22 protein-coding genes are annotated in these 24,649 nt (G+C 69.7%); 16 read left to right on the top strand and 6 right to left on the bottom strand.

Translation table 11 applies throughout. From position 1 onward, the window contains the following. Positions 1-73 precede the first annotated feature (73 nt). From JOE48_RS10300 to paoA, 3 genes are read right to left on the bottom strand one after another with little or no spacing between them, the layout of a single operon-like run. Positions 74-2,296, bottom strand: coding sequence for a xanthine dehydrogenase family protein molybdopterin-binding subunit (locus JOE48_RS10300; protein ID WP_210029607.1), 2,223 nt, complete (start codon positions 2,294-2,296; stop codon positions 74-76). Positions 2,297-2,318: 22 nt separating this feature from the next. Then, complete coding sequence (locus JOE48_RS10295; protein ID WP_210029605.1) at positions 2,319-3,290, bottom strand: FAD binding domain-containing protein; 972 nt, start codon at positions 3,288-3,290, stop codon at positions 2,319-2,321. 10 nt (positions 3,291-3,300) lie between these two features. Beyond that, positions 3,301-3,951, bottom strand: coding sequence for an aldehyde dehydrogenase iron-sulfur subunit PaoA (paoA, locus tag JOE48_RS10290; RefSeq protein ID WP_210029603.1), 651 nt, complete (start codon positions 3,949-3,951; stop codon positions 3,301-3,303). Between the two features lie 209 nt (positions 3,952-4,160). On the opposite strand from paoA, the gene JOE48_RS10285 reads away from it, so the two are divergent. The 10 genes from JOE48_RS10285 (at position 4,161) to lptB (ending at position 16,059) form a co-directional block, all read left to right on the top strand. Further along, positions 4,161-4,985: an aldo/keto reductase gene (locus tag JOE48_RS10285; protein ID WP_210029601.1), complete on the top strand. Its 825-nt coding sequence runs from the start codon at positions 4,161-4,163 to the stop codon at positions 4,983-4,985. Between the two features lie 137 nt (positions 4,986-5,122). After that, positions 5,123-6,139 carry a quinolinate synthase NadA gene (nadA, locus tag JOE48_RS10280; RefSeq protein WP_210029600.1) on the top strand — a complete coding sequence of 339 codons (1,017 nt, stop codon included), beginning with the start codon at positions 5,123-5,125 and terminating at the stop codon, positions 6,137-6,139. Next, positions 6,136-7,659, top strand: a complete 1,524-nt coding sequence (locus JOE48_RS10275; protein ID WP_210029598.1) for an L-aspartate oxidase — start codon at positions 6,136-6,138, stop codon at positions 7,657-7,659. The genes nadA and JOE48_RS10275 overlap by 4 nt, the downstream gene beginning before the upstream one ends. Further along, positions 7,656-8,528: a carboxylating nicotinate-nucleotide diphosphorylase gene (gene nadC, locus JOE48_RS10270; RefSeq protein ID WP_210029597.1), complete on the top strand. Its 873-nt coding sequence runs from the start codon at positions 7,656-7,658 to the stop codon at positions 8,526-8,528. The genes JOE48_RS10275 and nadC overlap by 4 nt, the downstream gene beginning before the upstream one ends. 149 nt (positions 8,529-8,677) lie before the next feature. Then, complete coding sequence (locus tag JOE48_RS10265; RefSeq protein WP_210029596.1) at positions 8,678-9,376, top strand: class I SAM-dependent methyltransferase; 699 nt, start codon at positions 8,678-8,680, stop codon at positions 9,374-9,376. Positions 9,377-9,604: 228 nt separating this feature from the next. Further along, positions 9,605-11,593, top strand: coding sequence for a KUP/HAK/KT family potassium transporter (locus tag JOE48_RS10260; RefSeq protein ID WP_210029595.1), 1,989 nt, complete (start codon positions 9,605-9,607; stop codon positions 11,591-11,593). 151 nt (positions 11,594-11,744) lie between these two features. Further along, positions 11,745-13,577, top strand: coding sequence for a molecular chaperone HtpG (gene htpG, locus JOE48_RS10255; protein WP_210029593.1), 1,833 nt, complete (start codon positions 11,745-11,747; stop codon positions 13,575-13,577). A 231-nt stretch (positions 13,578-13,808) separates the two neighbouring features. Continuing rightward, positions 13,809-14,528 carry an LPS export ABC transporter periplasmic protein LptC gene (gene lptC / locus JOE48_RS10250; RefSeq protein ID WP_210029591.1) on the top strand — a complete coding sequence of 240 codons (720 nt, stop codon included), beginning with the start codon at positions 13,809-13,811 and terminating at the stop codon, positions 14,526-14,528. Further along, the gene (locus tag JOE48_RS10245; RefSeq protein WP_210029588.1) at positions 14,525-15,199 is read left to right on the top strand and encodes an LptA/OstA family protein; all 675 of its coding nucleotides are present in this window, start codon (positions 14,525-14,527) and stop codon (positions 15,197-15,199) included. Before lptC ends, JOE48_RS10245 begins: the two co-directional genes overlap by 4 nt. 8 nt (positions 15,200-15,207) lie before the next feature. Beyond that, on the top strand, positions 15,208-16,059 hold the full coding sequence (gene lptB / locus JOE48_RS10240) for an LPS export ABC transporter ATP-binding protein (protein ID WP_409518571.1): 852 nt from the start codon (positions 15,208-15,210) through the stop codon (positions 16,057-16,059). 112 nt (positions 16,060-16,171) lie between these two features. Here lptB and JOE48_RS10235 read toward each other — a convergent pair whose 3' ends face one another. Beyond that, complete coding sequence (locus JOE48_RS10235; protein ID WP_210029584.1) at positions 16,172-17,323, bottom strand: dimethylmenaquinone methyltransferase; 1,152 nt, start codon at positions 17,321-17,323, stop codon at positions 16,172-16,174. Positions 17,324-17,508: 185 nt separating this feature from the next. Here JOE48_RS10235 and JOE48_RS10230 point away from each other — a divergent pair, with 185 nt between their 5' ends. The 6 genes from JOE48_RS10230 to JOE48_RS10205 all read left to right on the top strand — a co-directional run bounded on the left by JOE48_RS10230 (position 17,509) and on the right by JOE48_RS10205 (position 22,758). Then, a complete protein-coding gene (locus JOE48_RS10230; RefSeq protein WP_210029583.1) occupies positions 17,509-18,822 on the top strand; it encodes an MFS transporter in 1,314 nt (437 codons plus the stop codon). 501 nt (positions 18,823-19,323) lie between these two features. Continuing rightward, entirely contained in the window at positions 19,324-20,394 is a 1,071-nt protein-coding gene (locus JOE48_RS10225; RefSeq protein WP_245252784.1) for a helix-turn-helix transcriptional regulator, read from the top strand. A gap of 105 nt (positions 20,395-20,499) precedes the next feature. After that, entirely contained in the window at positions 20,500-20,700 is a 201-nt protein-coding gene (locus JOE48_RS10220; protein ID WP_192707978.1) for a hypothetical protein, read from the top strand. 319 nt (positions 20,701-21,019) lie between these two features. Beyond that, positions 21,020-21,229, top strand: a complete 210-nt coding sequence (locus JOE48_RS10215) for a hypothetical protein (protein WP_192707979.1) — start codon at positions 21,020-21,022, stop codon at positions 21,227-21,229. 150 nt (positions 21,230-21,379) lie between these two features. After that, complete coding sequence (locus tag JOE48_RS10210; protein WP_210029581.1) at positions 21,380-21,910, top strand: GNAT family N-acetyltransferase; 531 nt, start codon at positions 21,380-21,382, stop codon at positions 21,908-21,910. A 230-nt stretch (positions 21,911-22,140) separates the two neighbouring features. Further along, positions 22,141-22,758: a DUF2147 domain-containing protein gene (locus JOE48_RS10205; protein ID WP_210029580.1), complete on the top strand. Its 618-nt coding sequence runs from the start codon at positions 22,141-22,143 to the stop codon at positions 22,756-22,758. 13 nt (positions 22,759-22,771) lie between these two features. Here JOE48_RS10205 and JOE48_RS10200 read toward each other — a convergent pair whose 3' ends face one another. Both JOE48_RS10200 and JOE48_RS10195 read right to left on the bottom strand, forming a co-directional pair. Next, positions 22,772-23,995: a serine hydrolase gene (locus tag JOE48_RS10200; protein WP_210029578.1), complete on the bottom strand. Its 1,224-nt coding sequence runs from the start codon at positions 23,993-23,995 to the stop codon at positions 22,772-22,774. Between the two features lie 53 nt (positions 23,996-24,048). Then, positions 24,049-24,558, bottom strand: a complete 510-nt coding sequence (locus tag JOE48_RS10195) for a DUF427 domain-containing protein (protein WP_210029576.1) — start codon at positions 24,556-24,558, stop codon at positions 24,049-24,051. Positions 24,559-24,649: the final 91 nt, after the last annotated feature.

The raw sequence follows: 24,649 nt of genomic DNA, 5'->3' as shown, positions 1-24,649 counted from the left end.
CTTTTGGCCGGGTGTCCTGCCTGGGCGTCTGCCCGTCAACCTTCGGCGAGGTGCCGCACGATGCGGACGGGCTTCACGTCCGCCGCTGCGCCTGCCCCTCCTGCTCCTCGAAGCCCTTGAGCATCTTGTCGAGCGTCAGCGGGTACTCGCGGACCCGAATCCCGGTGGCGTTGTAGATGGCGTTGGCGAGCGAGGCGCCGGCGCCGCAGATGCCGAGCTCGCCGAGGCCCTTGCTCTTCAACGGGTTCGCCTTGTCGTCGAGCTCTGGCAGGAACACCGCGTCGATCTCCGGGATGTCGGCGTGGACCGGCACGTGGTACTCGGCCATGTCGTGGTTGACGAAGAAGCTGTAGCGTGGATCGACCACCGCATCCTCCATCAGCGCCGCGCCGACCCCGAAGGTCATGCCGCCGATCGCCTGGCTGCGCGCGGTTTTGGCGTTGAGGATGCGGCCGCCGGTGAAGACGCCCAGCATCCGCCGCAGCCGGATCTCGCCGGTGTCGACATCGACGCTGACCTCGGCGAAGTGGGCGCCGTAGGAGTATTGCGAGAATTTCTGCTTCATCTCGCCGGGCTTGATCTCGCCCGCCGCTTCGAGCCCCGAGCCAGCGAGGTCAGTAAGCGCCTCCGTGCGGTTGCCAGACGTGACCGCGCCGTTGCGGAACGTCGCCCCGTCCGGGTTGAGATCGCCGGCCTTGAGCAGGGCCTGCCGGAGGTTGTCGCAGGCCACGTACAGGGCCGAGCCCGCCGAGGCCGCGCCGAACGAGCCGCCGGATCCTGAGGCGAAGGGGAAGTCGGTGTCTCCCATCTCGACCCGCACGCGCTCGGGCGGGAGGCCCAGCATCTCGCCGGCGATCTGGGTGAGGATCGTGTAGGTGCCGGTGCCGGGATCGGTCATGGCCATCCGGACGACCAGGACACCGTCCGGCCCGAGCCGGACCTTGGCGGCGGACGGCATCAGCGGGTTGAGGCGGGCGGCGGCCGACATGCCCATGCCGACGAGCCAGTTGCCCTCGCGCCGGCTGCCCGCCGCCTGACGCTTGTCCCAGCCGAACAGGCGGGCACCCTCGCGCATGCAGGGTACGAGCTGGCGGGTGGAGAACGGCACCTTCTTCTCGGGATCCTCTTCCGGCTCGTTGCGCACCCGCAGCTCGATCGGATCGACCTTCAGCTGCTCGGCCAGCTCGTCCATGGCGCACTCGAAGGCGAGCTGGCCCACGGCCTCGCCGGGCGCGCGCATCGACGAGGCGATGGGCATGTTGAGGTTCACGAGCCGGTGCCGCGTCACACGGTTCTGCGCCGCGTAAAGTGAGCGGGTGACGTTGGCCGAGGTCTCGAAGAAGCCATCACCCTCGGCCGTGTCGGACCAGGATTCGTGGCCGATCGCCGAGAGGCGCCCCTCCTTGTCGGCACCGAGCCGGATCCGCTGGATCGTGTCGGTGCGGTGGGTCGCGACGTGGAATTCCTGCTGACGGGTCAGGGCCACCTTCACGGGCCTTTGGACGACCTTCGAGGCCAGGATCGCGAGCGTCGCCTCCGGCTGGACCTGCAGCTTCGCGCCGAACCCGCCGCCGATATAGGGGCTGACGATCCGGACCTTCTCGGGCGGCAGCTTCAGCACCGAGCCCAGCGCCTTCTGGCCCCGGTTCGGCATCTGGTTCGCGGTGTGCAGCACGACCCCGTCGCCGTCCCAGGCGGCGATGGTGGCGTGTGGCTCCATCTGCGCGTGGATCTGGTTCGGCGTGACATACTCCACGTCGAGCTTCACCGGCGCGGCCGCGAAGGCGGCGTCGAAATCGCCGAGCTTGGAGTCCGGCGGCGAGTTGACCGGCTTCGGCTCGTAAGCCGCCGCCAGGCTGTCCTTCAGCAGTCCCTTGGGCTTGGCCGCGTCGTACCGGACCTTGACCAGCATCGCGGCCGCCCGGGCCTGCTCGAAGGTCTCGGCCACCACGAAGGCCACGGGCTGCCCGTAGAACCTGACCTCGGTTCCCTGGAGCTGCGGCCAGACCTGCTCCTTCTTCTCGCCCTGCTCGGGCACGTTCTCGTGGGTCAGGACCAGGATCGTGCCCGGCGCCTTGCGGGCGGCCTCCGCGTCGATCGAGCGGATCGTGCCGGAAGCGATCGTCGCCGGCACGATGAAGCCGTAGGCGGGGTTCTTGAGCGCCCGGGTCTCGTAGGCGTAGGGCGCGTGCCCCGTGACCTTAAGCTTGCCCTCGACCCGGTTCAGCGGCTTGCCGACGAGCCCGTCGGGCCGGTCGTCGAGGGGCGTCCGGCCGATCGGCTGGTTCATCTCCATGGGAACGGTCCTTGCCGGGATGCTACGCGCGGGTCGCCTGCGCCACGACGGCGCGCAGGGTCCGCCGGGTCAGCGGGATCTTGAAGTCGTTGCTGCCGTATCCGCGGGCGCCCTTGAGCACCGCGTCGGCGGCGGCGTCGGCGGAGCCAGTCTGGACCAGGGCGGCCTCGGCCTCGGCGACCCGCCAGGGCTTGTGCGCCAGCCCGCCGAAGGCGAGGCGCGCGGCCGTCGGCTTGCCGCCTTCGCCGGCGATCACCGCCGCCACCGACACGGTGGCGAACGCGTAGGACGCCCGGTCGCGGACCTTGCGGTAAATGTGCATGCCCGCCACCGGCTTCGGCAACGTGACGGCGGTGATGATCTCGCCCGTGCGGAGATCCGTCTCGATCTGCGGGGTGTCGCCCGGGAGCTTGTGGAATTCGGCGATCGGGATGGTCCGCGTCTGCCCGTCCGGGTTCATCGTCTCGACGGTGGCGTCCAGCGCCCGCATGGCGACCGCCATGTCGGACGGGTTGGTGGCGATGCATGCCTCACTCGCCCCGACCACCGCCATGATGCGGTTGAACCCGCCGATCGCCGAGCAGCCGGAGCCGGGCTCGCGCTTATTGCAGGGCATGGCCGTGTCGTAGAAATAGTAGCAGCGCGTCCGCTGAAGCAGGTTGCCGGCCGTGGTCGCCTTGTTGCGCAGCTGCCCCGATGCGCCGGCCAGGAGCGCCTTTGCCAGCACGGCGTAGTCCTTCCGCACCCGCGGGTCGGCGGCGAGGTCGGAATTGCGTACCAGCGCGCCGACGCGCAGGCCGCCATCCTGCGTGGCCTCGACCTTGTCCAGCGGCAGCCGGTTGACGTCGATCAGCGTCGCCGGCGTCTCGATCTGGAGCTTCATCAGGTCGAGAAGGTTGGTGCCGCCGGCGATGAACTTGGCGTTCGGCCGTTCGGCCGCGAGCTTCGCGGCGTCCTGAACCGTCGCCGGACGCTCGTATGTGAAAGCCTTCATCTCCGCCCCCTCAGAGGTTGCTGGCGGCGGTGTCGCGGATCGCCGCGACGATGTTCGGGTAGGCGCTGCAGCGGCAGATGTTGCCGCTCATGCGCTCGCGGATCTCGGCATCGCTGAGTGTCGGCGTTGACGCGACGTCCTCGGTGACGTGGCTCGGCCAGCCGGCCTTGGCCTCGCTCAGCATGCCGACTGACGAGCAGATCTGGCCCGGCGTGCAGTAGCCGCACTGGAAGCCGTCATGCTCCAGGAAGGCCGCCTGCATCGGGTGGAGATGGTCGCCGGTGGCGAGCCCCTCGATCGTGGTGACCTCATCGCCCTCGTGCATCGCCGCGAGCGTCAGGCAGGAATTGATCCGACGACCGTCCACCAGCACCGTGCAGGCGCCGCACTGGCCGTGGTCGCAGCCCTTCTTGGTGCCGGTCAGCGCCAGATGCTCGCGCAGGGCATCGAGCAGCGTCGTGCGGGTGTCGAGGACGAGATCCCGCGGCTGGCCGTTGATCGTGAGCCGCACCGGCATGGTCTGCGGAGCAGGATCGCCCGGTGCCGCCACTGCGGGCGCAGGCCGGAGGCCGAGGGCGCCGAGCGCCCCGGCCGCGGCGCAGCCCTCCACCACGGCCCGCCGCGTCAAGGCGAACGGCTTCTTCGGAGTCGCGTCTGTCATGCTGCTATCCCGCCCGTGCGCAGCGCAACACGGCGCGACGCAGTCTGGAATCCGGTGTGCCAACGCCCAGCGCGCTGGATTAGATCCGGTCCAGACTGCGCCCGTTCACCGCGGCTTCGCTGCTGCGCTCGCAAAGACGGTGGCGCGTTGGAACGCGTCCCGATGCGAGCGTTTGAGTTGATCGGACAACGACACCGGAGGCTTGCGCCATGGCCGTCCCGACCCTGCCGCTCAACGACGGGCGCCGGATCCCGCAGATCGGCTACGGCTGCTGGCAGCTCTCGGACGCACAGGCGCCGGACCTCGTTGGCCGGGCGCTCCAGGCCGGCTATCGCCTGATCGACACCGCGGCCGTCTACGGCAACGAGGCCGGCGTCGGCCGCGCCGTCCGCGACGCGCAAGTGCCCCGGGACGAGATCGTCCTGACCACCAAGCTCTGGAACGACCGCCAGGGCCGCGATGAAACGCGGCGTGCCTTCGACGAGAGCCTGCAGCGACTTGGCCTCCCCTATGTCGACCTCTACCTGATTCACTGGCCGTGCCCGCAGCGACGCCTGTTCGTCGAGACGTGGAAGACCCTGATCCAGCTCCGTGAGGAGGGGCGCGCCAAGTCGATCGGCGTCTCGAACTTCACGCCCGAGCACATCGCCACCCTGATCGGCGAGACGGGCGTCGCGCCCGCGGTGAATCAGATCGAGCTGCACCCGCACTTCCAGCGCAAGGCGCCGCGGGCCGACGATGCAAGTCGCGGGATCGTGACCGAATCCTGGAGCCCGCTGGGACAGGGCAGGGAGCTGAACGACCCGGTCTTCGTGGCGATCGCGAAGGCCCACGGGAAGACCCCCGCCCAGGTGGTGCTACGCTGGCAAATTCAGATCGGCTGCGTGGCCATCCCGAAGACCGCCCGGCCCGAGCGCATCCTCGAGAACATCGCCCTGTTCGATTTCGAACTCGCATCCGACGAGATGGAGACGATCGCGGCCCTGGACCGGCCCGACGGCCGGATCGGACCGGACCCCGCCACCTTCTGCTGACCCGTCGGTCTTCGGCGGCGCAGCATAACATCGCGCCGCAAAATATTTATGCTCACAGCTAGCATATCTGGACAGGCGCCTCCGGCACCCATAAGTTAGACGGCACAATGCTCAAACTGAGCATAATGGAGGACGCCATGGCGGCGACCGTTGCACCCGTCTCCCGCACGCCCATTCCGGGTCTGCCGCTTCCGGACCTCTACGCCCGTGTCAGCCGGCACGTTCCGGCGATCGAGTGGCCTGCGCTGGCTCCGGACATCGAGGCGATCCTGCGCCTGAAGCGCGAGCGCAACGCCGTGATCCTGGCGCACAACTACCAAGCGCCCGAGATCTTCCACACGGTGGCCGACATCGTCGGCGACAGCCTCGCGCTCGCCCGCGAGGCTGTGAACGTCGACGCCGACGTGATCGTGCTGGCGGGCGTCCATTTCATGGCCGAGACGGCCAAGCTCCTGAACCCGAGCAAGACCGTGCTGATCCCCGACATGGGTGCGGGCTGCTCGCTGGCCGACTCGATCACCGCCGCGGATGTGCGCGGCTTGCGGGCCAAGTACCCGGGCGTTCCGATCGTCACCTACGTGAACACCTCCGCGGCCGTGAAGGCCGAGTCGGACCTGTGCTGCACCTCCGGCAATGCCGTTGCGGTGGTGAAGTCACTGAACGCCCCGCGCGTTCTGATGATCCCGGACGAGTTCCTGGCGCAGAACGTCCAGGCGGAGATCCCCGAGGTCGAGATCCTGACCTGGGCCGGCCATTGCGAGGTGCACGAGCGCTTCACGCCGGCTGACATCCGCGACGTCCGCGACAGCTATCCCGGCGTTACCGTCATCGCGCATCCGGAATGCCCGCCGGCGGTGGTGGCCGAATCGGATTTCTCGGGCTCGACCGCGATGATGATGGATTTCGTCCTCGAGAAGCGGCCGAAGCAGGTGGTGCTCGTCACCGAGTGCTCGATGGCCGACAACATCGCGGCTGCGAACCCGGACATCGAGTTCATCAAGCCCTGCAACATGTGCCCGCACATGAAGCGGATGAGCCTGCGCAACATCCGCCGGTCGCTCGAGACGATGACCCACGAGGTGTTAGTCGATCCGGCGCTGGCCGACCGCGCCCGGGCGGCGGTGGAGCGCATGCTCCAGGTGCGCACGCGATGAACGCGATCTCACCCAACGCGGCCGACCGCGTCGTCGTGGTCGGCGGCGGCGTCGCGGGGCTGAGCGTCGCGCTGCGCCTCGCGCCCCGCCCGGTGACGCTCCTCACCGCCTCGCCCCTGGGTCTCGGCACCGCCACCGGCTGGGCGCAGGGCGGCATCGCCGCCGCGGTCGGCGTGGACGACGCGGCCGCTTTGCACGCCGCCGACACGGAAGCCGCCGGCGCCGGGCTGACCGAGCCCGACGTCGCGCTCCGCGTCGCCCAGGAAGGCCCGGCCCTCATCGACTGGCTGGTGCGGATCGGCGTCCCGTTCGACCGGACCGCCGACGGAGCACTCGCCCTCGGGCTGGAGGCCGCGCACGGCCGACGACGCATCGTCCGCTCCGGCGGGGATGCCACCGGGGCGCGCGTCCTCGAAGGGCTGGTCCGGGCCGTGCTGGCCGCGCCGTCGATCGAGATCGTCATGGCGCGCGCCTGCGACCTGCTCCGTGATACGAAAGGGGCGGTGGCCGGGATCGTCGCCGAGCGCGACGGCGCCCTGTTCCGCATCCCGGCCCGCGCCGTGGTGCTGGCCACCGGCGGCGTCGGAGCCCTGTACGCGGCCACCACCAATCCGCCGGGCGCGGTTGGACGCGGGCTGGCCCTTGCCGCCCGCGCCGGGGCGGTGATGCGCGACATGGAATTCGTGCAGTTCCACCCGACCGCCATCGCGACCGGTGCCGATCCGATGCCGCTCGCCACCGAGGCCCTGCGCGGCGAGGGCGCCCGACTGATCGACGAGACCGGCGCCCCCGTGATGGCCGGCATCGCGGGCGGCGATCTCGCCCCACGCGACGTCGTCGCCCGAGGCATCTTCCAGGCGCTGCAGCGAGGGCGGACGGTCTATCTCGACGCCCGGGGCGCGCTTGGCGCCGCGATGCCGACGCGTTTCCCGACGGTGGCGGGACTCTGCGCCGCCGCCGGCATCGACCCGGCCGTTCAGCCGATCCCGGTGCGTCCGGCGGCGCATTACCACATGGGCGGCGTCAAGGTGGATGCGCACGGCGCCACCTCGGTGCCGGGCCTCTATGCCTGCGGCGAGGTCTCCTCCACGGGCCTGCACGGCGCCAACCGGCTCGCCAGCAACTCGCTGCTGGAGGGGCTCGCCTATGCGCGCTTCATCGCCGACGGGCTCGACGCGCCGCCGCCGGCGGCTATCGTGCCCCAGGCCGTGAACGCCCGCACCTCCGGCGACCTGCCGGCGATCCGCACCCTGATGGAGCGCCAGGTCGGGGTCGTGCGCGACGCTGCCGGTCTCGCGGGGGCGGTGACCGCCTTGACGCCCGAGGCGGAATCCTGCGACGCGGCGCTGGTGGCGCTGCTGATCGCCCGCGGCGCGCTGGAGCGGCAGGAGAGCCGCGGTGCCCATTGGCGGAGCGATTATCCGCATCCTGTAGCCGCGAGCCACACGGAGACCGCGCTGGCCGAAATCCGGGCGGCGCGGAGCGTTCGTGAGACCGCCGAGGAGGCTCTGACGCCATGACCCGATCGGTCCTTCCCGAAGAGATCCTGCCCCTGCCGCGGCTCCTGGTCGAGCCGGTGGTGCGCGCCGCCCTGCTGGAGGATCTCGGCCGGGCCGGCGACATCACCACCGACGCCATCGTGCCCCCGGGGGAGCGGATGCGCGGCGTGATCGCCTCCCGCCAGGACGGCGTAATCTCCGGCACCGATGCTGCCGCCATAGCGTTCGCGCTGGTCGATCCAGCCGTGACCGTGACGGTCGAGCGCGGCGACGGCGCACGCGTCGCGCCGGGCGACGTGGTCCTGCGCCTCGAAGGGCCCGCCCGGGCGATCCTCACCGCCGAGCGCGTGGCCCTCAACCTGCTCTGCCGCATGTCGGGCGTCGCCACCGCCACCCAGGGGCTCGTCGCGGCGGCCCGCCCGCACGGCAAGGCCTCGATCGTCTGCACCCGCAAGACCACGCCGGGCCTGCGCGCCCTGGAGAAGCACGCGGTCCGGGCCGGTGGCGGCTCGAACCACCGGTTCGGCCTCGACGACGCGGTGCTGATCAAGGACAACCACGTGGCGGTGGCCGGCGGCATCGTGCCGGCGATCGAGCGCGCCCGGTCCCGGGCCGGTCACCTCGTGAAGATCGAGTGCGAGGTCGACAGCCTGGAGCAGCTGGAGGAGGCGCTCTCGGTCGGGCTCGACGCCGTGCTCCTCGACAACATGAGTCCCGACCAGCTCACCCGCGCGGTGGCGATGATCGACGGACGCGCGCTCTCCGAGGCCTCGGGCCGGATCACCCGCGAGACGGTGGGCGCGGTCGCGGCGTCGGGCGTCGATCTGATCTCCTGCGGCTGGATCACCCACTCGGCCGCGATCATCGATCTGGGCCTCGACGCCGCCTGAGGCGGCGCCGACCTGACCCGCGGACACGCGCCGGACGCCGCGATGCGGCTCCCCCGGCATCTCACTGCGCGCCTCGGTGTTGCTGCTATCGCGGCCGCGGGAAAGCTGACACAAGTCTCGTCAAGAACCTATCGATCGAGGTTGCCCGGATGGCGAAGTTTCACTTCGTCGAAGACTACGAGAAGTTTGTCCACCAGCTCATGCGCGATTTGCCGCTCGACGAGGCCATGAGCCGCGCCGTCGGTGGTGACTATGATCGCATCGGCGCGATCGAGTGCGAGATCCTGAAGCATTTCGGGCTGAAGGACGGGGATACGGTCGTCGATTTCGGGTGCGGTTCCGGCCGCCTGGCGGTCAATCTCGCGAGAGAAGTGCAGGTCGAATATCTCGGTCTCGACGTCGTTCAGGCGTTGCTGAATTACGCGAAGACGAAATGTCCGCCAAGCTATCGTTTCATGAAGAACGATCGGCTCGCCTTGCCGGTTTCGGACGACAGCGTCGATCTGTTTGCGGCTTTCAGCATCTTCACGCACCTGTTGCACACGGAGTGCTACATCTATCTCGAGGAAATGTATCGCGCGCTGCGCCCGGGCGGACGTGTCGTCGCGTCCTTTCTCGAATTCAGCACCCCCTCGCATTGGGGCATCTTCACGACCACCGTGGGCGAGCAACGGACCAGCTCGGTACCTCACCTCAATACATTCATCGAGCGGAGCGTCTGGCAGATCTGGGCCGGTCATCTCGGGTTCGAAATCGCGCACTTCATCGACGGGCCCGCCGCCCCTTGGCCGTCGGGCACCATGCTCGGTCAGTCCGTCGTCGTCCTCAGCAAACCGCCGTCACCCTGACGCGGTGCGGGTGGGTCCGGAACGTGCGAGCGGTCGCGTCGACGGCCGTCGGAGCGGGATCCTGACGGTGACTGGGCGCCCCGTTCTGACGCGCCGATCTCACGCGATCGTCATCGCGGTCAGTGACAAGTCTTCGTCGTAGTCCCTTGGGGCTATCCGACAGTCTTTCGCCGTGCCCTCGGCTTGCTAAGGTCGCCTCGATAGCGACGCCATCGACCGGACCTGCCCGTGAGCCAAGCCCTCAATCCCGCGGCAGCACCGACAGTCGGGCTCCCCAACGCACCGGTCGTGCGCAAGCCCGGCGCCGTCCGGCACGGTCCGGGGCCGGCGCTGATGCTCGGCGCGCTGGGGGTCGTCTACGGCGACATTGGCACGAGCCCGCTCTACGCGTTCAAGGAGGCGGTGAAGGCCGCGACCGCCGGCGGGGCCTCGGTGCCGGCGGCGGCCACGGGTGCGGTGTCGCTGATCCTGTGGTCGCTGATCCTGATCGTGTCGCTGAAATACGCGGTGCTGATCCTGCGCGCCGACAATCGCGGCGAGGGCGGCATCGTCGCCATGCTGGCGCTGCTGGGGGCGCGGCAGGCGCGGCCGGGGACGTGGAAGGCGCTGCTTCTGGTGATCGGGCTCGTGGGCGCGGCTTTGCTCTACGGCGACGGGGCGATCACGCCGGCGATCTCGGTGCTGTCGGCGGTCGAGGGCCTGAAGGTCGATGCGCCGTCACTCGGTCCGTTCGTGGTGCCGATCACGCTGGTGATCCTGGTCGGGCTGTTCCTGGTCCAGCACAAGGGCGTGGCCGCCATCGGCCGGGTGTTCGGACCGGTGATGCTGGTCTGGTTCGTCGTGCTGGTCCTGCTCGCGGTCCCGAGCATCCTGCGGGCGCCGGAGATCCTGGCGGCGGCCAATCCCTGGCGGGCGATCGATTTCCTGATCCATGCGGGCTGGCACATCAGCTTCCTGATGCTCGGCGCCGCCTTCCTGGCGGTGACCGGCGGCGAGGCAATGTACGCCGACCTCGGCCATTTCGGCGCCCCGGCCATCCGTGCAGCATGGTTCGTCCTCGTCCTGCCCGCACTTCTGATCCATTACTGCGGCCAGGGTGCTCTCATCCTCGCGAATCACGAAGCCATCGAGAATCCGTTCTACCTGCTGGCTCCGGACTGGGCGCATTATCCCCTGGTCGCGCTGGCCACGATGGCGACGGTCATCGCCTCGCAGGCGGTGATCTCGGGCGTCTATTCGCTGACCCAGCAATCGATCCAGCTCGGCTTCCTCCCGGCGATGCGGGTCGTCCACACCGACCGGGACGAGCGCGGGCAGATCTACGTCCCCGGGGTGAACTGGATGCTCGCCGCCGCGACGCTCACCGCCGTCGTGGTGTTCGGCTCGTCCGACGCGCTGGCCGGCGCCTATGGGATCGCGGTCTCGGCGCTCATGGGCATCACCACGCTGCTGGCGGCCCTGATCGCCCTCCGGTGGGGCTACAACCCGATCCTGGTCGTGGCCGTGAACGGCTTCTTCCTCGCCATCGACGGCGTCTTCTTCGCCGCTAACAGCGTGAAGCTTCTGGAAGGCGGCTGGTTTCCGCTTCTGCTGGCCGCCGTGGTCGCCTTCTTGATGCTGACCTGGATGAAGGGCAACCACGTCCTCGAATCGGTCCGCCAGACCATGCGCATGTCCGAGGCGACCTTCCTCGCCCGCCTCGCCTCGCACCCGCCGGTGACGCTGCCCGGCACCGCGGCCTTCCTGACGGCCGCCACAGAGGGCATTCCGATGGCGCTCGGCCGTCTGCTCGAGCGCAGCCGCTGCCTGCACGAGCGGCTCCTGCTGATCACCGTCCTCTACGAGGAGGAGCCGGTCATTCCGGCGACGGAACGGGCGGAGGTGACGCTCGTGGCCCAGGGCATCCGCAAGGCCATTTCCAAATACACGCCCGGCATGGAGCGCGTGGTCCTGCGCTACGGCTTCATGCAGACCGCCTCGATCCCCGAGGGGCTGCAATGCGCCGTAACGAGCGGCCTGCTGCCGCCGGAATACCTGGAGGACATGACCTACTTCGTCGGCCACGAGGTGGTGATCCCGTCGCCGACCCATCCCGGTATGGCGCCCTGGCGGGAGGGCCTGTTCGCATTCATGAAGCGCAACGCCGAGCGGACCGGCGCCCATTTCGGCCTGCCGACCCGGCAGATCGTGGAGGTGGGGACCGAGATCGAGATCTGACCCATTCGATGCGCGCGGAGTCGGAGCCGCGTCGAAGACATGGCGACGCGCTCTTCGATCGAAGCCGCGCGACCCTGCCCGGCGCGTTGCAAACGGACGCGTTCGCAAGCATATCGCCACCGCGTTTTTCCCCACAGCGGAGGCATCACCCGTGAGCGAGACGATCGAGCGGCACGAGTTCGGAGCGGAGGTTGGCCGGCTCCTCGACCTCGTCGTGCACGCGCTCTACTCCGACCGCGAAATCTTTCTGCGCGAACTCGTCGCCAACGCCGCCGATGCCATGGACCGGCGCCGGTTCGAGGCCCTGACGTCGGCGGCGAGCGCACTCCCGCCGGACGCCAAGGTCCGCATCGCGCCCGACAAGGAAGCGCGCACCCTGACCGTCTCGGATGCCGGCATCGGCATGACCAAGGAGGATCTCGGCACCAACCTCGGTACCATCGCCCGCTCAGGCACGCGGGCTTTCTCGCAGACGCTGGAATCCGCCAAGGCCGAAGACCGGCCCAGCCTGATCGGCCAGTTCGGCGTCGGCTTCTACTCGGCCTTCATGGTCGCCGACCGGGTGACCGTCACGTCGCGCCGCGCCGGCAGCGACGAGGCCTGGACCTGGGCCTCCGAGGGGCAGGGCAGCTACACGCTGGAGCCGGCCACGCGGGCCGAGCCCGGCACCGACATCGTGCTGTACCTTAAGGAGGATGCCGACGAATACCTCGAGCCCTACCGCCTCGACCACCTCGTGCGGAAATGGGCCGACTTCATCACCGTGCCGATCGCCGTCGTGCGCGACGGCAAGGACGAATCGGCCAACCAGGCCACCGCGCTTTGGCGCAAGGCCAAGTCCGAGGTCACCGAGGAGCAGTACGAGGAATTCTACCATGCCATTGGCATGAACTTCGACAAGCCCTGGGCGACGCTGCACTGGCGCGCCGAAGGCCAGCTCGAATTCTCCGCCTTGCTCTTCATCCCCGGCTCGAAGCCCTTCCAGGCTCTCGAGAACGAGCGGCAGAGCAAGGTCCGGCTGCATGTCCGGCGGATGTTCATCACCGACGAGGCCGAGCTGCTGCCGCCGTGGCTGCGTTTCGTACAGGGCGTCGTCGACACCGAGGACCTGCCGCTCAACGTCTCCCGCGAGATGCTCCAGTCGACGCCAGCCCTGGCGCGGATCCGTCGGGCCGTGACCGGCCGGGTCGTGTCCGAGCTGACGACGCGCGCCAAGGACGCGGAGAGCTACACGGCGTTCTGGGAGAATTTCGGCCCCGTCCTCAAGGAGGGCATCTACGAGGATTTCGAGCGCCGGGGCGAAATCGCGCCGCTCCTGCGCTTCCGGTCCTCGGCGGTCGAGGGCTGGACGTCGCTGCCCGACTACGTGACCCGCATGAAGGACGGGCAGGAGGCGATCTACTACCTCGTCGCCGACGATGCCAAGGCGCTGAAATCCTCGCCCCAGCTCGAGGGCTTCAAGGCCCGCGGCCTCGAGGTGCTGCTCCTCTCCGACCACGTCGATGCGTTCTGGCCGGATCAGCTCGGCACCTTCGAGGAGAAGCCGCTGCGCTCGATCACCAAGGGCGGCCTCGACCTGTCGAAATTCGCCCTCGACGGTGATCTGCCCGAGGCGCCGGAGGGGATCGACGCCTTCGTGGCCGCCGTGAAGTCGGCGCTGGGCGCCGAGGTCTCGGACGTGCGCACCACGGAAAGGCTGGTCGATTCGGCCGTGGTGCTCTCGGCCGGCACCGGGGGGCCCGACCTCCAGATGCAGCGCCTCATGCGCCGCGCCGGACGGGCGGGCGGAGGCCAGCCGGTGCTGGAGATCAATCCGCGGCACCCGCTGATTCGCGCGCTCGCCGCTGCGCCCGAATCCGAGGTGCCGCAGGCCGCCGGCACGCTTCTCGACCTCGCGCGGATCCAGGACGGCGACAGCCCCCGCGACCCGGCCGCCTTCGCGCGGACGGTGGCGGCGGCCCTGGCCGCGGCGCGCGGCGTGTAAAACTACGGAGATGCGCGCCGTGCGCCGCCGAGATCCTGCGCGCGGCGTGTGTCTCCACACACATTCGAGCCCGACATTTGCGGGTTCGGTTGATCATTCGGAAATGGTCAAGCCATAACTTCGCCACCGGACGGGCGCATCGCCCGACCGATGGCGCGGGCGCGGTGGGGGCCGCAGGCGTCTGAGCCGATCCCTCTCGCGCGCGCTTTACGCGCGCCTCACGGACGCTGCATGAACCCGGTCGAGGCTGAAGCCGGCAACGGACAGGCGGTCGCGGCGGCGCGGACCCGGGCCCACGCCCGGGCTTACCGCCATAGCGACCGCGTGCGCACGATGCGCCGCCTGATACCCGTGGCGGCCGGCGGCTCGATTGCGCTGCTGCTCGCCTACCTGTTCAATCCCTTCGCGGCCAAGCTCCCGGGCGTATCGGTCGGCCCGGTGACGCTGGCGGGCTCGAAGGTCCGCATGGAGAACCCGCGGCTCTCGGGATTCCGCCAGGGCACGCGCGGCTACGAGGTGACGGCGGACGCCGCCCTGCAGGACGTGCGCAAGCCCAGCCAGATCGAGCTGCAGCAGATGCGCGGCCACATCGCCACCGACGACCAGGGCGGCGTCGCCCGGCTCTCGGCAGCCTCGGGCCTGTTCGATACCGCCCGGGAAGCCCTCGACCTGAAGGACGACATCCGGATCTGGACCGACAAGGGCGAGGAGGCGCGCCTGCGCTCGGCCGCGGTGACGTTCAAGACCGGCGCGATCAGCTCGCAGGAGCCCGTCACCGTGTTGAGCCCGCGGGCCACGGTGAACGCCGACACCCTCGACGTCGTGGAGAGCGGCAAGCGGATCTCCTTCGTGGGCAACGTCCACGTGGTCATCGTCAACGAGGATCCGGCCGAGAAACCGCCGGTCCGCATCCTGACCTCGGATGCCGACGCCGCGGGTGCCGGCCGATGAGAGCCGCCCGCCTCCTCTGCGCCGCCCTGGCGGCCGGGCTGCTCCTTGCCGGCCCGGCGCTGGCCGAGAAGCCGGCAGCGCGCAAGGATTCGCCCTTCGGCAATATCGGCGGCAGCGGCAAGGACCCGATCAAGATCGACGCCGACCGGCTCGACGTGTTCGACCGCGAGAACAAGGCGGTTTTCGCCGGCAACGTCGTGGCCGTGCAGGGCGACAGCACCATCCGCTGCTCGACCATGACGGTCACCTACAAGCGCGGCAAGGACGCACCCGCCAAGGGCGGCAAGGCCGAGGCCAGGCCTGATGCGAAGGACGAGGGCGCCGAGGCCGCGCCCCGCAACCCCGCCGAAAACGGCATCCAGAAGGTCGATTGCGCCGGCCCCGTCACGGTGGTGCAGAAGGATCAGGTCGCCACCGGCGACCACGCGGTATTCGACCAGGATGCCAAGCGGATCGTGCTCACCGGCAACGTGGTCCTGAGCCAGTGCCAGAACGTCACCCGCGGGCAGCGGCTGGTCTACGACATGAACACCGGCCGGGCGAATATGGACCCGGTGGCCGGCGGCCGGGTCTCGGCCCTGTTCGTCCCGGGCGAGAAGGCGGACACCAAGGACGGGAAGGCGAAGGGCTGCACGCAGCCGCCGCCCAGGCCGAAGGCGCAGGTCGATTGAGCGGCGCCGTGGCATTCCAGGCTGGCCCGCAGGAAGCGCCGGGCCGCACGGGCTGGCTCGGCCGCCTGTTCGGCCGACGCGCACGGCAGCCGGATGTCGCCGAGTCCGACGGCTGGTCGGCGGCGGAGGAGGGCGGCCTCGGCATCCTCAGCGTGCGCGGCCTGCGCAAGAGCTATGGGGCCCGTACGGTCGTGCACGAGGCGGGACTGACGGTCCGCACCGGCGAGGCGGTGGGGCTGCTGGGGCCGAACGGCGCCGGCAAGACCACGATCTTCTACATGATCACCGGGCTGGTGGCGGCCGACCGCGGCCACATCACCCTGGACGGCCTGCCGATCACGCACCTGCCCATGTACCAGCGGGCGCGTCTCGGGATCGGCTACCTGCCGCAGGAGGCCTCGATCTTCCGGGGGCTGAGCGTCGAGGACAACATCCGCGCGGTGCTGGAGGTGGTCGAGCCGGACCGCAAGGCCCGCGCCCACAAGCTCGATTCCCTGCTGGAGGAGTTCGACATCGCGCGGCTGCGCAAGGCACCCTCGATCGCCCTCTCGGGCGGCGAGCGGCGGCGCTGCGAGATTGCGCGGGCGCTCGCCTCCTCGCCGACCTTCATGCTGCTCGACGAGCCTTTCGCGGGCATCGACCCGATCGCAGTGGGCGACATCCAGGATCTGGTGAAGCACCTGAAGCAGCGCGGCATCGGCGTGCTGATCACCGACCACAACGTCCGCGAGACGCTGGGCCTGATCGACCGCGCCTACATCGCCCATTCCGGCCGCATCCTCACCGAGGGTACGCCCGAGGAGATCGTGGCGAACCCCGAGGCGCGGCGGCTGTATCTGGGCGAGGATTTCCGGCTCTAGGCCGTTCACCGTCCGCGCGTAGCGACGCGATCCAGTGCCCCCGCGCCGATCGTCGGCGTACTGCCCTGAGCCGCCGCGCTGCGCGCGCGAGAAGGGGCGCGTCCCGACCGCCTCACCCCTTCCAGTTCTTCAGCGCCGCGAACGGGCTGTCCGAGCCCGCGGGCTTTTCGGGGTTCAGCACCGGCTCCACCTGCGCGATCGCGTCCGCCATCGAGAAGGCCGAGCCGCTCTGGAGCCGGCCGCCCGCGGCATCCCGGTGGCCGCCGCCGCGGAACAGGCGGGCGCCGTCGAGCGCCGTCTCGTCGTTGGAGCGGAACGACAGGTTGCCCATCCGCTGGACGTTGACGACGCGCTTCGCCCGGCCCGCATCCATGATCAGGTCGGAGACCCTCTGGAACGTGCCTGAGTCGAGGGCGAAGGACAGCAGCGTGCCGTCCTTGAGCGGGCGGAACAGCGCGTCCGAGCGGGCGAGCGCCCGGGCCAGCCGCATCCGCGTGGTGAGCGCCGGATCGTCGTCCGGCGCGTCGCGCAGCAGGGTGTCGACCACGTCGGCGCGGATGGCGACCGCGCGCCGCTCCAGCTCTGCCGGGCTCGCGCCGTCCCGCAGGGAAGCAGCGGCGCCGAGCAGGATGCTGGACACGAACCGGTCGTGCCAGGGATGCCCCACCGGCACGAAGCTCGACACCACATCCCAGAACAGTTCGTCCAGCGCCAGGCCGCCCCGGAAGGCGGGGCTCTCCTTCCGCCAGAGGTCGAGGGCGTCGACCGCGGCGAGCAGGCTCGACAGGTCGGTCTCGGGCTCGTGGCTGGCGAACAGGACGCGGTGATCGAAGGTCATCCGGGTGGCGCAGAGATCCTCCTCGATCAGAACCGCGATCCCGGGATCGCCGAGGTCGATCCGATTCAGGCCGGGCCGCTCCGGATCGGCGGCCGGCTCCAGCCCGAGGCGGCGCAGCTGGTCGAGAGACGAGGCATGGTGGTCGAGGACGACGAGGCGGTGGGTCAGGCCTTCATCGCGGCGGCGGTTCATCGCGGCGAATTTTTTCAGCCCGGCGATGGTCTGCTCCTCCAGGCCGAGGTCGGTCATCAGGAGGATTTCGCTCTCGGCCGCGCGGCCGAGGCGCTTGATCTCGTCCTCGAAGACGGGGCCGACATCGCTGTAGCGCGGCACGTGGATGACGCGCTCGACCGTCGCGCAGGCGGCGGCCACCGTGGAGGCGCCGTAGCCGTCGAGGTCGTGGTGGGTGATCTGGGTCAGGCGCACGCGGAGCGGTCTCGGAGGGTGAGGGTGGAGGGCGGTCTACGACGTCGGGCGCCGGGAGGCGAGGGGCGGCAGGCTCTTCCCGTCGCCCGCATTCGGTGCAGAATGCGGGCGGAACGTCACGAGTCGGGAAACGGCCGGTCGGACCCGGAGCACCCCAAGGGCGCCCGCGATCCCGGGAGGATACGATGGCTCTGGCTGCAACGCCGCGCGTGAGGCGCATTCAGACGATCTCGCTCGCCCTCCTCGTGACGGCGGGCGTCGTCAACTATGTCGACCGCGCCACGCTGGCGGTGGCCAACCCGCTGATCCGTGAGGATCTCGGCCTCTCCATCCCCGACATGGGCCTGCTGCTCTCGGCATTCCTGTGGGCCTACGCCTTCGCCCAGCTGCCGGCGGGAGCGATGGCCGACCGCCTGGGACCGCGACTGACGCTCACCCTCGGCCTGTCCTGCTGGTCGCTCGGCCAGATGCTGGGTGGGGCCGTGACGTCGTTCTGGCAGTTCGTGAGCGCGCGCATCGTCCTCGGGATCGGCGAGGCGCCGCATTTCCCGACCTGCGCCCGAGTCTCCCGCGACTGGTTCAACATCCGGCAGCGCGGCACCGCCACGGGCATCTGGAACTGCGCCTCCTCCCTCGGCACCTTCCTGGCCCTGCCGCTGCTCACCTTCCTGATGGTGAGCTTCGGCTGGCGCGCGATGTTCGTGATCATGGGCGCGGTGGGGCTGGTGCTCGCCGCCATCGTCTACCTGGTGTTCCGCAACCCGCGCGAGACGGATCTGACCCCGGCGGAGCGCGACTTCCTGGAAGAGGGCGATGCGCCGCATGCCAGCCGTCCGGTGACCTGGAGTTCGTGGCGGCGGCTGTTCGGCTTCCGCACCAGCTGGGGCATGATCGTCGGCTATTTCGGCTGCATCTACATGACGTGGCTCTACACCGCGTGGCTGCCGAGCTACCTGGAGATCGAGCGGCACTTCACCCTGCAGAAGACCGGCCTCGTCGGCTCGATTCCCTTCGCCTTCGGGGTGATGGGCGGCATCCTGGGCGGTCGGGTCGTGGACATGCTGGTCCGGCGCGGCGTCGACCCGATCCGCAGCCGCAAGATCCCGATGGTCGCCTCCCTGGTGGCGACCGCGGGCTTCACCGTGGTGGCGGCGCTGACACCGAGTGACACGCTGGCCATCGCGTGCATCTCAGCCTCGCTGTTCCTAGTCTATCTGAGCTCGTCCTCCGCCTGGGCGATGGCCTCCGTGGCGGCGCCTGCCAACTGCACGGCCTCGCTCGGCGCCATGCAGAATTTCGGCGGCTATATCGGTGGCGCCCTGGCCCCGACCGTGACCGGCTTCATCGTCGGCGGGACGGGGCACTTCTCGATGGCGTTCATCACCGGTGCGGTGATCGCGCTGATTGCCGCCCTCGGCTACTGGACGCTGATCCAGGATCCGATCGCCGACGAGGCACCGTCGGGCCCGCTCGTGGGCGGCCTGCACGCGGCCGAATGAGCGGCGGCACGGGCAACACCGCGCCGGCAGGTCTGACGCGTCATTGCGGGTCCGCCGACACGCCAAGATCTTGCACCGACAGCGATTCTGAGTTCCGGGCGCGCCTGTGGCGCCCCGGAATGACGGCACCTCTCACCGCTCGTCGGCCATCCATCGGGAGAGTGCTCTTCTGAAGCGCGTGCGGGAAGCGGGAGCCCGTCGCGTCCGTCCGGATCGGCCGCGGCTGTCTGCGCGTGCCACATCGATCCAGGGCATCGGATACGGCCTCGCCGGCGTAGCGGACTGATCCGATCGCCGGGAAGGTCAATCTTTCGACGAGCATGCGTATTTCAAAACTGTAAAGATCCGGACGATTGCCTTGCTGCGCTGCTCCGAATTATGATGATTCGGCTTTATGCGTGCCATCCGGATGCCATCCGACCATCTCAGGACTGAATGGTCACGCCCGGCAGCCGGCGAACGGGTCTAATGGGCAGCGTGAGCCACAATTCCTGGATCCCCATGCAGGATGACCTCGAGTCCCGTTTCCGTGAGGATCTCGAGGAGGCGGTGATCGATGCTGCACGCTGGCCCGACCTGATCGACCGGGTCTCGCAGGCCTCCGGCAGCGAAGGCGCGCTGCTCCTGCGTTCGGACCGCACGGCGCTCGACGCGCTGTGCACGCCCTCTCTCGCCGACGCCTCGCGCCGCTACTTCGATGAGGGCTGGCATCGCGAAGACCACCGGCTGCGCGGCATTCCGCTGATGCGACAGCGCGGCATCGCGGTCGATCAGGATTTCACCTCGCCCGAGGAGTTCGCCCAGCTTCCCTATTACCAGGACCTGCTCGCATCCCGCAGCCTGCGCTGGTTTGCGGGGATCGGGTTCGAGGTGAAGGGCCGGCTCTGGTGCCTGTCGCTGCAGCGGACGATCGCGCAGGGGCCGTACGAGCCGCATGAGCAGACGCGCCTGGCTGCTCTGTCACCCCTTCTCCGGCGTGCCGGCCTGCTCACCGCGATGGTCGAGAAAGCCCGGCTGGCCGGGATGACCCAGGCCTTCGACGTCATCGAGCGCGCGGCCCTGATCCTCGATTCCGAGGGGCGCGCCGTGTGCTGGAACGCAGCGTTCGGCGCGCTGCTCGGCCGCGACCTTAAGCTCATTGGCGGACGCCTCACCGCCGCGGAGCCCGAGGCCGCCCGACACTTGGAGGCTTTGGGACGCCCGGCCGGCCGACCGCCGATCTCCGCCGTGGTCGTGGCCCGCGAAGACGCGCCGCCTATCGTGATCCACGTCATCCCGCTCGTCGGGCCGAGCCGCGGCCTGTTCGCGGGTGGGTGCACATTGCTCCTGGGCAGCATCCCAGGGGCAGCGCGGGCCCCGGCCTCAGCCATCCTGCAGGTCGCCTACCGGCTCACGCCTGCAGAGGCGCGTCTGGCCCAGGCTGTTTCCGGCGGCGCTTCGCTGGCGGAAGCGGCGGCCCGCTTCGCGATCACGGCTGCCACCGCCCGCTCGCAGCTGAAAGCGATTTTCGCCAAGACCGGCGCGACCCGTCAGTCGGAACTCGTCCGGCTGGTCACCGGTCTCGCATGCTGACGGACCGCCGTGCGGGGCCGTGCGGCCGGAATCGCGGAACGGGTCAGCCCGCGTCGCCGTTTGGCAGGGGACGACAAGACTAACCCCGACAACCGGAGAACTCTGATGACGAACCGTATTGCTCTCGCTTCCGCCCTGGCCATCGGCGCTCTCCTTGCCGGTGCGCCGGCCGAGGCGAAGGGCTGCCTCAAGGGTGCGGTGGTCGGCGGCGTCGCTGGTCACGTTGCCGGCCACGGCAAGATGGGAGCGGCTGCGGGCTGCGCCATCGGGCACCACAACGCCAACAAGAAGGCCAAGCAGGGCTGAGCCGACTCCCAGCTCAAACGGTCCAGGTCCTGCGAACGCGGAACTCGGATCGAACGCGCAACCGGTTCGAAGCCGGACTCTGATCCAGGGTCCGGCTTCTTTGCGTCTGCTACCTAAGCCGGCGGCGTCACCGCCGCTCGATCCCGCACGCACGGCCGACCCGCCGCCCTATCGAAAAGCCCTGCCGGGATGGACCCCAGCCGCAAGCCTCAGCCAAGCCAGATCGTTGACCGTTCTTTGTAGCTGTTCTAATTAAGAACTGTGCGGGGCGCATCGCGAACTCGGTCGCGCCACTGCAATCACTACGATGGAGAGACCGATGGCCGGTACCGCGAACGCCGCCTGCGAGAGCTGCCGCTTCTTCGACGATCACAAGCTCAACGGCGCCAGCGCGCAGGGCGACGAGGGCCTCTGCCGGTTCAATCCACCGGTCAGCCAGCCCGCCCCTGAATCCAAGGGCCTCTGGCCGGTGGTCGCGTCCAAGGATTGGTGCGGCCACTTCACCGCAGAGATGTCGGCGGCCGAGTAGGCGGCCCGGCCGGAACGCCCGACGGGTGCGGCGCCCAGCGCCGCCCCGCTCATCGTCGCGCGGCGCGTCTCGCGCGCGCGGCGATTAAAATGTCAGCGCCGCAAGCCTGAGCCGTTGCCGCTCTCGCCGTCGGCCGCGTATCCTCGCGCCGTGACAAACGGAATACGCCCAGCCACCGAGGCCGACCTGACGGCCATCACGGCGATCTATGGAAACGCCGTCAGCACCAGCACGGCCAGCTTCGAAACGGAGCCGCCTGCCCTCGACGAGATGGCACGGCGCTTCGCGGCCCTGCGCGCGGGCGGATTCCCCTATCTCGTGGCCGTGCGGGACAGTTCGGTCGCCGGCTATGCCTATGCCGGCCCCTACCATCAGCGCGCCGCCTACCGCTCCACGGTCGAGGACTCGATCTATGTCGCGCAGGCGTGCCGCGGCGGCGGAATCGGCCGCCTCCTGCTCGCGGCCCTGATCACGGAATGCGAGCGGATGGACTGCCGGACGATGGTCGCCGTCATCGCCGATAGCGGCTCTCCCGCCTCCATTGCACTGCATGCCAAGCTCGGCTTCACGCCGGTCGGGACCCTGTCGGGGGTCGGGTACAAGCACGGGCGCTGGCTCGACGTGACCCTGATGCAGCGCCCGCTCGGCGCCGCTCGGAACGCCCCGCCGACCCGCGTCTGAACCCGGATGCGCGCCGCTTGGGAGCAGGTCTGCATCCTCAGCCCTAAGCTGCGTTGTCATGATGCGGACAACTTCGCGCGGGACAGGGCGGGCAGGAAGCGTGTGCCGCCCGGGGCTCGGCCCGGCGAGAGCGCGATGTCGCGAGGGAGGGGGGCTTTCCGCGCGCGCAAGCGGTTTATGCGTGGGCGGTCGGGTCTCTGACACGGCTCGCGAGGCATGGGAGTTCGGGTATGAGGTTTACTTCGATTGGCCGCCGGATCGCGCCGCTCGCGATTGTGGCGCTGTCGGTGCTGGCGGGCCAGGCGCATGCGGCGACCCCGAAAGATCCGAGCGGCACCTATCTCACCGAGGATGGCCGCGCCCGCGTGCGCCTCGAGAAGTGCGGGGCCGCCAATGATCGGCTGTGCGGTTACGTGGTCTGGCTGAAGGTTCCGCTCAGCGACAAGGGTGAGCCGCGGATCGACTTCAAGAACCCCGATCCCAAGAAGCAGACGCGTCCTTCCCTGGGACACCAGCTGATCATGGGCCTGAAGCCGAATGCCGACGCCCATTACGAGGGCAAGATCTACAATTCGGAGGACGGCAAGTCCTACGACGTCACGATCTGGACGGACGCGCCCGGCGAGCTGACCGTGCGTGGCTGCCTGATCGCGTTCCTGTGCAAGTCGCAGACCTGGAACAAGGTCAGCGACCTCGCCCCCGGCCAGCTCCCCGGCCCGACCAACGGTCCGAACGGCCCGCGCAGCGACCCGGAATTCGCCGGCGCCGCCAAGCCGACGGCCAAGGCGGGTGCGAAGCCGGCGGCAAAGCCTGCGCCCGCGGCCACCGAGGCGCCCGCGCAGGAGTGAGGCGCGCGGCGCCTCACGCATCCAGCGCCGCATAGGTCAGGACGCGCAGCTCCCGCCGGATCGGCAGCGCCGAGGACGGAACGAGCTGCGTCATGAGCACGACCGAGAGATCCTCGGCCGGGTCGATCCAGAACGCCGTCGAGGCGAGGCCGCCCCAGGCGACCTCGCCGGGCGTGCCGAGGATCTGGGCGCGGGCCGGGTCGAGCATCACCGAGAAGCCGAGGCCGAAGCCGATCCCCGTGTAGGAGGTCTCGGCGAAGCGCGGCGTGCCCATCGCGGCAAGATCGCCGGGCAGGTGGTTCGCCAGCATCAGATCGACGGTCTTGCGGCCGAGCAGCCGCCGGCCGTCGAGGGTCCCGCGATTGAGGATCATCCGGCAGAAGCGCTGGTAGTCGGCGGCCGTCGAGACGAGGCCGCCGCCGCCCGACGCGATCGCGGGCGGCTGCGCGAAGACCGTGTCCACCGAATCGTCGAACGGCCTGAGCCGGCGCTCACGATCATATGCGTAGGTCGCGCAGAAGCGAGACATCAGGTCGGGCCGGACATGGAAGTCGGTATCGACCATGCCGAGTGGGGCGATGACCGCGTCCCGCAGATACTCGGCGAAGGGCCGGCCGCTGAGCGCGGCGACGTACTGGCCGAGCACGTCGGTGGCGACGCTGTAGTTCCAGGCAGTGCCGGGCTGCGCCAGCAACGGCAGCGCCGCCACCCGGGCGGTCATCTCCGCGAGGGTCCCTTCCCGGGCCAGGAAGTCGACGCCGCGCTCGCGGTACTGCGCATCGACGAGCGTCGCCTCCATGAAGCCGTAGGTCAGCCCCGCCGTGTGGGTGAGGAGGTCGCGCACCGTGATCGGCCGGCGCGCCGGCTCGGTCTCGAGCTTCGCCCGGTTGCCGCCGACCGCGACACGCATCGCGGCGAATTCGGGCAGGACCCGCGACACCGGATCGTCGAGCTGGAACAGCCCCTGCTCGTAGAGCTGCATCACCGCGACCGAGGTGAGCGGCTTGGTCATGGAGTAGATCCGGGTCACCGTGTCGAGGGTGAACGGTGTCGCGCGAGCGAGGTCGGCCTGCCCGCAGGCGCGCGCGAAGGCGGTGCGGCCGCGCCGGTTGACCGTTACCGACAGGCCGGCGAGCCGTCCCTCGGCGACAAGGCGGTCCATCCACGGCGCGATCCGAGCGAGCCCCTCCGGACTGAAGCCGGCCCCCTGCGGATCGGTCTCGGTCAGCGCACTCATGCGGTCGTCCTCGCTTGGTCTGTCCGAAGTCGTAAGGGCCGGGAACCGGAAAATCACCAGCCCATCGTGCCGGGGCCGCCCTTGAAGGGCCCGACGATCCCCGGCGTGATCCAGCCGCCGTAGAAGCTGCCGGGCTGTGGCGTCGCCCGTTCCGTGCCGACGAAGCAGGCATCCATCGGGCCGGCGTAGAAGGCGACGTAGCCGGCGATCCGGGTGAAGTCCGGTGTCGGGGCGGGATAGGTCCAGGCGGCGCCAGGCGCGACGCGGTCGCCGCCGCGCACGTCGAACAGCCGCGCCTGCCCCTTCCACTCGCAGATCCCGCCACGTCGCGGGTTCGCGAGCGCACCGGCGACGATGTCGTCCGGCGGCAGGTAGTAGGTCGGCGGGTGCGAGGTCTCGAGGACGCGAAATGCCGCCTCGGTCTCGGCGATCACCGCGCCGCCGAGCACCACACGCAGCCGTTCCCGCACCGGCTCGAGCCGCGGCGGGCGCGGGTAGTCCCAGACGCTTTCCGCGCCCGGACCTACGGGGTCCGGAACCGGTCGCTTCGTCGGCCCAGTCATGGGGAACCTCTCATGGAGACCTCGTGCCAGTTGCTCGTGGACCCACATAGGGCACCGCTGCCGTCATTTGTCGGAGGGCCGGGCCGTGCTA

Source organism: Methylobacterium sp. PvR107 (genome assembly GCF_017833295.1).
Taxonomy (GTDB): Bacteria; Pseudomonadota; Alphaproteobacteria; order Rhizobiales; family Beijerinckiaceae; genus Methylobacterium.
The sequence above is the reverse complement of the archived record's forward strand: the minus strand, read 5'-3'. Positions and strand labels throughout refer to the sequence as shown.

Excerpts from the sequence above, each read along its gene's own strand:
- JOE48_RS10300 (WP_210029607.1), bottom strand. The coding sequence starts at position 2,296 with ATGGAGATGAACCAGCCGATCGGCCGGACGCCCCTCGACGACCGGCCC.
- JOE48_RS10295 (WP_210029605.1), bottom strand. The coding sequence starts at position 3,290 with ATGAAGGCTTTCACATACGAGCGTCCGGCGACGGTTCAGGACGCCGCG.
- paoA (WP_210029603.1), bottom strand. The coding sequence starts at position 3,951 with ATGACAGACGCGACTCCGAAGAAGCCGTTCGCCTTGACGCGGCGGGCC.
- JOE48_RS10285 (WP_210029601.1), top strand. The coding sequence starts at position 4,161 with ATGGCCGTCCCGACCCTGCCGCTCAACGACGGGCGCCGGATCCCGCAG.
- nadA (WP_210029600.1), top strand. The coding sequence starts at position 5,123 with ATGGCGGCGACCGTTGCACCCGTCTCCCGCACGCCCATTCCGGGTCTG.
- JOE48_RS10275 (WP_210029598.1), top strand. The coding sequence starts at position 6,136 with ATGAACGCGATCTCACCCAACGCGGCCGACCGCGTCGTCGTGGTCGGC.
- nadC (WP_210029597.1), top strand. The coding sequence starts at position 7,656 with ATGACCCGATCGGTCCTTCCCGAAGAGATCCTGCCCCTGCCGCGGCTC.
- JOE48_RS10265 (WP_210029596.1), top strand. The coding sequence starts at position 8,678 with ATGGCGAAGTTTCACTTCGTCGAAGACTACGAGAAGTTTGTCCACCAG.
- lptC (WP_210029591.1), top strand. The coding sequence starts at position 13,809 with ATGAACCCGGTCGAGGCTGAAGCCGGCAACGGACAGGCGGTCGCGGCG.
- JOE48_RS10245 (WP_210029588.1), top strand. The coding sequence starts at position 14,525 with ATGAGAGCCGCCCGCCTCCTCTGCGCCGCCCTGGCGGCCGGGCTGCTC.
- JOE48_RS10230 (WP_210029583.1), top strand. The coding sequence starts at position 17,509 with ATGGCTCTGGCTGCAACGCCGCGCGTGAGGCGCATTCAGACGATCTCG.
- JOE48_RS10225 (WP_245252784.1), top strand. The coding sequence starts at position 19,324 with ATGCAGGATGACCTCGAGTCCCGTTTCCGTGAGGATCTCGAGGAGGCG.
- JOE48_RS10220 (WP_192707978.1), top strand. The coding sequence starts at position 20,500 with ATGACGAACCGTATTGCTCTCGCTTCCGCCCTGGCCATCGGCGCTCTC.
- JOE48_RS10215 (WP_192707979.1), top strand. The coding sequence starts at position 21,020 with ATGGCCGGTACCGCGAACGCCGCCTGCGAGAGCTGCCGCTTCTTCGAC.
- JOE48_RS10205 (WP_210029580.1), top strand. The coding sequence starts at position 22,141 with ATGAGGTTTACTTCGATTGGCCGCCGGATCGCGCCGCTCGCGATTGTG.
- JOE48_RS10200 (WP_210029578.1), bottom strand. The coding sequence starts at position 23,995 with ATGAGTGCGCTGACCGAGACCGATCCGCAGGGGGCCGGCTTCAGTCCG.
- JOE48_RS10195 (WP_210029576.1), bottom strand. The coding sequence starts at position 24,558 with ATGACTGGGCCGACGAAGCGACCGGTTCCGGACCCCGTAGGTCCGGGC.